Origin of the sequence: Oculatella sp. LEGE 06141 (assembly GCF_015207605.1) — a bacterium.
In the GTDB taxonomy this organism is placed as follows: Bacteria; Cyanobacteriota; Cyanobacteriia; order Elainellales; family Elainellaceae; genus Oculatella.
The window spans coordinates 1-7,499 of record NZ_JADEWO010000116.1; the positions used below are offsets into that span (position 1 = coordinate 1).

General features: G+C 41.3%; 3 protein-coding genes. All 3 read left to right on the forward strand.

Annotated elements, in window-relative coordinates; genetic code table 11:
* Positions 1 to 167: 167 nt before the first annotated feature.
* The 3 genes from IQ268_RS31530 (at position 168) to IQ268_RS31540 (ending at position 7,076) form a co-directional block, all read left to right on the forward strand.
* Positions 168 to 6,059, forward strand: a complete 5,892-nt coding sequence (locus IQ268_RS31530) for a P-loop NTPase fold protein (RefSeq protein WP_193887359.1) — start codon at positions 168 to 170, stop codon at positions 6,057 to 6,059.
* 153 nt (positions 6,060 to 6,212) lie between these two features.
* Complete coding sequence (locus IQ268_RS31535) at positions 6,213 to 6,542, forward strand: hypothetical protein (protein ID WP_193887361.1); 330 nt, start codon at positions 6,213 to 6,215, stop codon at positions 6,540 to 6,542.
* Between the two features lie 279 nt (positions 6,543 to 6,821).
* The gene (locus IQ268_RS31540; RefSeq protein ID WP_193887363.1) at positions 6,822 to 7,076 is read left to right on the forward strand and encodes a hypothetical protein; all 255 of its coding nucleotides are present in this window, start codon (positions 6,822 to 6,824) and stop codon (positions 7,074 to 7,076) included.
* The last annotated feature ends 423 nt before the right edge of the window (positions 7,077 to 7,499 follow it).

Here is a 7,499-nt window from a genome sequence, read left to right on the forward strand (position 1 = left end):
ATAGTACCGTTGCATTTGAGCTTCAATGGGAGCAGGGTAAGGTTGCATTAAGTTTCCGCTTCATCGTCTACTTCTCCAGTGTACAAATGCAAAAGGTAGAATTACAGGTTATTTAATCCACGATCCTTAGCAGTGCTGTGTCTATCTCATATGAGGATGATCGTGCTATGACATTAGCGACGATCGCTCCCCAGTTTCCAGAAAAAGAGCAGCAATTCACGATTTTACAAGAAGCACTAAAAATAGCTGAGTCAATTCAGCGTGATTCTTCCCGTGCTGAGGTTCTTAGCGTAATAGTTCCACACTTGGATGAATCACATAAGTTACTATCTTATGCCCTATCGTTAACCCAAACAATTTCAGACGAGTCAAACCGTACTAGGGTTTTAGAATTAATTGCTCCGCAGTCTTCATCATTTCCAGATCTGTTGAATAGCATCCTTCAATCTGTCGAAGCCATTAAAGATGAGGAGTATCGTACTCTGACATTGAGTAACATAACAGGTCATCTGCCAAAATCTCCAACTTTCTTTTACCGCGCATTAGATATTACAGAATTACTTCAAAATGAAAAATTCAAAATCCAATCGATAAGCGCTGTAGTATCCCATTTGCCAGGGGAGGAATCCCTTCTATGTCGAGCATTACACATCGCTCAAGGCATTAAAAATCAGTTGTCTAGGGCTCAAGTTCTGATCATTATTGCAGACCACTTGCCCACGCCTAATAATAATCTTTATAAGCAAGCACTTCAATCTGTGAGGAGTATAGATGCTGAAGGATCTAAAGCATCTGCACTTTTGCTAAGAGACGTTGCTATTCATTTATTTGGACCAAGCCGTACAAAAGTTTTGAATCAAGCGCTAGAAGCAGCACAAAACATTAAGGATGAGGCCTCTAGATTTGACACTATATTTGCATTAGCCAACATGCTGCCCGAGGTACTTCCTATTGCCCTAGAAGCTGCCCAAGCGATCGAGGATATAAACTATCGAGCTCAAGCACTAATTACCCTTGCTAGTAAATCGCCTGATGTACTTCCTATTGCCCTAGAAGCTGCCCAAGCGATCGAGGATATAAACTATCGAGCTCAAGCACTAATTACCCTTGCTAGTAAATCGCCTGATGTACTTCCCATTGCCCTAGAAGCGGCTCAAGGGATTGAGAATATAAGTTACCGATCTAAAGCTTTTATCGCGCTATCTGACCATCTTACTACAAAGTTTTTCCCTCAAGCTTTAGAAGCTGCTCAAGCTATCGAAGATATAAACTATCGCTCTCAAACACTGATTACTCTCGCTGACAAAATACCCGAAGCAATCCCCCCTGCTCTAGAAGCTGCCATAGATATTCAGAATGAGGATGAACGTGCCAAATTCTTAAGGAAATTGGCAGATAAACTTTCTCAAGATCTAATTCTCGTAGCATTAGAAGCCGCTTCAGCAATTCGTTATGATGATCCTCGCGATATGGCGTTAACTGAATTGGTAAACAAATTAACTCCAGCACTAGCGCCTCAAGCTTTAGAAGCTATTCAAAAAATTAAATATCCTAGTAGTCGAGCCCGATCTCTGCTTGCACTAGCTGACAAGCTCCCTGAAGTCATACCTATCGCTCTAGAAGCAGCCCAAGCCATCGAGGATACAAATCATCGGGTTTATGCATTGATTGAGCTGGCTGACAAGCTCCCTGAAGTCATACCTATCGCTCTAGAAGCTATCCAAGACATACAATATGAGTTACAAAAATCCCGTGCTCTGATCAAGCTAGCAGACAAAGTACCAAACGACTTATTGGTAGAAATTCTAAGCATTGCCAGTGCCATCCAAGATGAAACTGCTCGGGTTCAAGTTCTGAGCACATTAGTAGACAAGCTACCTAAAGAATTACTCTCTCTAATTATAACTGAAGCTCGATGTATCCAGTATGAGTCAGGACAAGCTCACGTTTTGATCACTTTAATTGAAAAACTACCGATCGAGTTATTGCCACAGATTCAAGACGCAGCCCTTACCATCAAAAATGAAATTACTCGAGTTCAAATTTTAATTGCGTTAGCTGACAAACTACCCGAAGCACTCTCTGTTGCATTAACTGAGGCTCAAGCTATACAAAACGAAGGGGAGCGAGTTCAAGTTTTATTTTCTATTACAGAAAAGTTTCCCCAAGTGATTTCTGATATTTTAATATCAATTAAGGGTATTGAAAGCGAAGGACGTAAAGCACAACTTCTATCTGCTTTAGCAGAATTTTTGCCTGATTCAGAAACTGAGTTACTTCAACAAGTATTAGACACAACCCAAAGCTTTGAAAATGAAAAACTTAAAGCTGATGTCCTTAGTGCCGTTGTAACTCGCTTACCACAGTCGGAACTAGAGCTACTTCAACAAGCTTTAGATATAGCTCAAGATATTGAGGATGAAGAGTTCAAATTTACTGCACTTAGTGCAGTAATAGCTTACTTACCAGCATCAGGATCAGAACTACTCCAACAAACTTTAGATGCAGCAAGAAACATTGAGGATGAAGGATCGAGAGCTGCTTCAATCTCACTAGGAGCTGTCGTAGCACGCTTACCTAAATCAGAGGAAGTGCTAATTCAGCAAGCACTAGAGATTGCATTAACTATTAGAGCTGAAAAAGCAAAAGCTTTTGCTTTGAATGCTGTTGCTAATCAGCTATCTAGAGAGCAAATTCCTGATTTTTTAGAAATATCCTTCAAGCTTAGTGGTAAAAATGCCGCCAAAGCACTTGCACCAATAGCGATTAATTTTCCTGAAGAGTTAGCATTTTCCCTACCAAGTTATAAACTGTCAACAGTACTCAACGTTGTCCAACACTTTAAGCAAGATTCGGATAGAGTAAAATTTCTTAGTGTTTTAGCAACGCAACTTCAGTTTGTTACTGGGCTTTTTCCAAATGTATTACGACTAATATCTACAATTAACCAAGATATGTATCGAGCTGAATTGCTCGCTAACATAATTCCCTACTTACCTAACCACCAACTTTCAAGAGGAATTAGTCTTGTTCAAGAAGTAATTGGAGTTCCATCAATTCATCAAGTTGACGTGATTGAAAACTTGATTCCTTATTTGCCAACAGATCTATTGCCCAAAATCCTAGATTATGTTGAACAAGAACTAGTAGAACACCCAGAGTTTCAAGCTAGAGTCTTAAAAAGAATAGCAACAAGTATAGACACATTACACGTCAATTCTAATGAGAACTGTCAAGAGCAAGAATTAATAAAGAGGATAGTAGAAAAAACCTTTGAGTTAACGGTAAAAATCATAGGTCAGAACTACGAAAATCATAAGTCTGATATCTTGACTACCCTTATTTCCAAGCTCTCAGAAAGTCAACAGGAATTTCTTCTAAGCAACATTGAGCAAATTATAGATAGAAACTGCCGTATCAGAATATTGAATGCCCTTGTAGTATGTTGTTCTTCAATTTCAATTACATCAAATTTATTTAATGAGAAGTTAGACTTATTTATTGAAGAACTTGGGAAGGATTCTTTACTTAAGATCAAAGTTTATAGTTTTCTTCCGTCCAAGTGCTTAGAAGCAGTAGACCTTGCTAAAACTATTAGAAGTAAGAGACAACGAGCAGAAGCATGGGTCGAAATCGCAATTAATTCAGGTTTGGCTGATGCTCAAATTCAGGCAATTCAGGTAATTCGAGATCTAAATACTTCTACGTTGAAGGCACAATACCTTCAACGCCTTATTCCTTCCCTTCAAGAAACTGAACTTCTTGAAGCTGCAAACTTAGTACGAGATATTCAGGAACCGTACTACCGCGTCAGAGCCTTTATTGCTCTATCCTGCCGATTTCCTGAGTTTCGTATCGAAGCAAAAGCTGCTGCTCAAGCACTAGAAAATCCAGTTCATTGTATTGAACAACTGAGTATCCTAGCTGTAGAAGTGCCAGAAATTTTACCTGACATTATTGATATTGCTGAGAGAATAAAAGATCCATTTGAGCGGAGGGAAATCCTATTTTCTCTTGCGCCTCATTTACCAATGCGAATTAATCGCGAAGTCAACCGTGAACATTTATCTGGTTGTCCCATTACTGATAATCTTTGGGAACGTGCTTTTTACCTACTTGCTAGAAGCTACCGCAATGCTCTTCAAGGCGGCAGTCTCCGTAACGAATCTCTTGAAGATAAAGATTTTCTCAATCTCCAAGATGAAATCAACGCCCTCTCCGATCTACTGCTAATGCGTGACTTAACTCCCCCTATGACCATAGGTATCTTGGGGGGATGGGGTGGTGGGAAATCTTATATTATGCATCTTATGCATACTCATATAACTAGGGTGCGGAGCCGTTCAGTTGCCGAAACTGAAGCTTGGAACACTGATCCAAGAAACGAAAAACTTTCCCCCTATGTTGGGCATATCTACCAGATAAAATTTGATGCTTGGACATTTGCCAAATCAGATCTTTGGGCTAGCTTGATGCAGACCATCTTTTTTGAGCTAGATCGTCAAATTTCCCTTGAACAACAACTCGCTCAAGTTTTAGCTGAAAATCCTGAAGATGCTACCTCACGAGCAAAGGTTTTGTGCGAAAACGGTCAATATTGGTCAGTGCTCTATGAGGCTAGTGAGGAAGATCGGCGGTGGTTTCTAGAGCGAGTTTTAAGCCCAGAACAATTGAAGCAATTTAAGGAAATTCGCAATCAGGGTCAATTTAGCGACGAGTTATGGCGGCAATTAGGGGCAAGCTATCGAGAAGAAAATGAGCAACTCCAGAAGCTTGAAAAGGAATTGCAAAATAAGAAAAATGTCCTGAAGCAACAAAAGCAAGCTATCAGAAGCAGAGTTGATAACGATACGATTAACAGGCTAATTAATAAATTAACAGGACCAGTCTCTATCCTTTTGTCCAATCGCATCAGTAAACCTGTCTTCGAACGGCTCAATCGAGAGATTAGCGGCCAAGTGAAAATAGAGCTCAACAGCGATGTAGCAGCAGAAATGGCAGAGCCTATTGATATAGATCACCTTAAATTAATGGTTCAGGTTGCTGCTACCAAGGTTTTTGAGAATCGTTACGAGGAAATTAGCTTTCACAGCTTTTTGTCTTGGTTCCAGAAAAATCTACGCTTATTTGGCGTACTCTCAAGCTTTTTGATTCTCTCCATACTGTTACCGATTAGTGTAGATTGGGTCTTAAGTTGGCTCTTGCCAACCATGGATACCTTTTTCCCAAAACTGATTGCGTTTCTGGCTCCTCTCGCCCCTGGTGTTGCTAGTGCTCAGGCTTTACTTAAGCGGTCTCAGAAGTGGTTTGAGGAAACTAATCTAGCTCTCAAAGAATATGAAAAACAACTAGAAACTATTCCCAAGCAACTAGAGGAGCGACGTGAACAAATTTTTCAAGCTCAACTTGAACGAGTTAAGGAAGTTGCTGAACTTGAAACTGAAATCAAAGCTCTTGAGGCAAAAGTAGAAGCTCAACGCCAGCGCATTCCTGAAAATGTTTATGAATCATTAGAAGCTTTTGTGAGCGATCGCATTCAATCAGGAGGCTATGATAAGCATTTGGGACTGATGCAACAAGTCAAAGGTGATCTTGCAGAACTGAGCAGACGGCTGTTGCCGCCTGCTGCTGCCAGTCAAGAATTCCAGTGGAAAGTTGAACAACTTCAGAAAATTTTCCCTAGGGGTCCAGCTCGTGTCGTCGTCTACATTGATGACCTCGATCGCTGTCCTCCCGATCGTGTTGTGCAAGTTCTCGAAGCCGTTCAACTTTTGGTTAAAACCCCTCTTTTCATTGCTGTCCTCGCCATTGATGAACGCTACATCACTCGAGCTCTTGAAAAATTTTATGAGGGCGTCCTCTCAAGACGTGGTCGTCCTTCCGGCACAGATTATCTAGAAAAAATTATCCAACTGCCTTATCGGGTCCGCCCCATCATGGCAGATACCTTGGAAAGCTACTTGCGCTCTCAAGTTGTAATTCAAGATAGTGCTACAGGTGGGGCGAAATTCAGTGAATTCAGCCGTCAAGAATTCAATATGCTACTTGCCTGCTGCTAACAAGTAAACCTCTCACCTCGTACCCTCAAACGCCTCACCAATGTTTATAAACTGTTTAAGATTGTCTGTCGTACACGTGGGGCGAAACCAAGCCCTCAAGTACAGCAGTCCATTCTAGCTCTGTTAGCTCTTTCCAGTCGTTATCCCCATCTTATGCGTGGCATTTTCGACAATATCGAAACTTGTTTTGAAGAGCAGCGCACCCCTGAAAAAGCGGAGAAAACCTCGCAAAAGCTCCACCTAAAAAGACCTTTGCGTGACTTCTTCCGACATTATCAGCTACTAGAGGGCGATTACTACTTGCAACGTGAGTTAGATAAACTCAAACACGATACCTTACAAACCGCCATCTTGCCATCTGCTCTCACCCTAGAAGATATGACCCACGAGATCTTCAACCTGATTCGTTCTTTCTCCTTTGTGAGTGAAATTGGCGAAGATCCTGAAGACTATAGCATTAGCGAAACAATAGTTGATGACTAATCAGTAGCCCCCTAACGCTTCTAGTTCCAATAAAGAAGAATAGTAATTAGCGACTGCCTTTTATTGCAAGAGAGCGATCGCTAAAACAAACATGGAAACGCCAAGCAAAACAACGCCTCATTTGTGAAGATTTTTTCAATGAAAAACGCTCCTTAGTTCGTGGAATCAACTCTGCAACTTCTAATTTGCGAAACGACTAGATGTCGTTGTGAGGCTAAGAAATTTCAACTCTTAATAAAAACAGTTTTTAGGCTGTCAATTTAATCTGAGGAAGGGTTGATGACTGCAACATTTAATGTCCGAATGTTCGATGTGAATGCCCAACGGCAGCCTTTTGGTTCCAATTTCAGCCGGGGGCAAACTTATGGTTCCAATGCTGCAAAACGTCAAAAAACGCCTATCGTAGAAATAGGCGTTTCGGGGATGTTTATGGCAGAGTTATGGTTCCAGCAACGGCAAAGTTATGATTCCAGTCGCAGTTTTCGCTTTGCATTGCCAAATGACATTAATTGGTCAAATTTAGCTTGCAACTGACGATATGGGAAAGCCTGGCACTTTTAGGAGGCGACTTGAGGAGGTTGAGCGTGGCTTGAGTATCGGTCGATGGAGGAAGCAACAGACTGTCTAGGGGTTGCGACAGGATACATGTAAAATTATGCAAGATGAGCCTGAAAGACACACGCCAGAAGAGTTTGAGAATTTTGAATTCTTGACCCTTTATGAGAGCAAGCCTCACGGCAGAATGAGGTTTTGAGACTGATCTTGCAGGTTTTTACACTTATCCTGTCGCGACCCCAGGTAGGCATTAGAATAAGCAGAACTCAGCCGCATAACAACCCTGTTCACCCGCCTCAGACGACTTCTCGAACCTAGCCAATAATTTTCATACAGTCGGTGTGCAACGGAATTGTTAGCTGGCTGCACAGAGAGACGGACTTCCAGTCACCTTACTTAGGA